The organism is Aminobacter sp. P4_D5 (assembly GCF_056401815.1).
Genome location: NZ_JBFUIP010001318.1, coordinates 1 through 533, shown reverse-complemented (window position 1 = coordinate 533; position 533 = coordinate 1). Strand labels below are relative to the sequence as shown.

General features: G+C 67.7%; 1 protein-coding gene. It reads right to left on the bottom strand.

All coding sequences use genetic code 11. The features are described 5' to 3' along the window. Nucleotides 1-28: 28 nt before the first annotated feature. Nucleotides 29-533: tripartite tricarboxylate transporter substrate-binding protein (locus tag AC1DWF_RS38155; protein WP_476843595.1), on the bottom strand; the 505-nt coding region annotated here is incomplete at its 5' end.

Below are 533 nucleotides of genomic sequence, written 5' to 3'. Positions count from 1 at the left end.
AGCTGATCCAGCGGAAGTAAAGCGGGTTCTATCCGTCCAGGCGGACGTTGGCCGCTTGGGCGACCTCGCGCCACTTCGCGATCTCACTGCGCACGAAGGCGCCGAATTGCTCGGGAGTGCCGGGATCGGCGATGGCGCCCATGCTGAGGATCCGGTCCTGCATGGCGCGATCGTTCAGGATCGCCTGCACATCCGTCGAGATCTTCCGTATGATGTCCGGGGGCGTCGCGGCAGGAGCAACGAGCCCCGTCCAGCCGGCCGCTTCATAGCCCGGCGATACCGTTTCCGCGATAGTCGGCAGGTCTGGCAACTGCGGCAGGCGGCGCGGCTGCGCCACCGCGATGCCCCGTGCTCGCCCGCCCTGGATTTGCGGCAGGGCGCTCGCCACGCTGTCCATCATCAAGGGGACGTTGCCGGCCACGAGGTCGGAAATGCCTGGCCCCGAGCCGCGGTAGTGGACGATGTTAAAGCGCAGCCCCGTGCGGAGCTGCAGCAGTTCGATGGCGAGGTGCTGGCTCGTAGCAGGGCCGGCC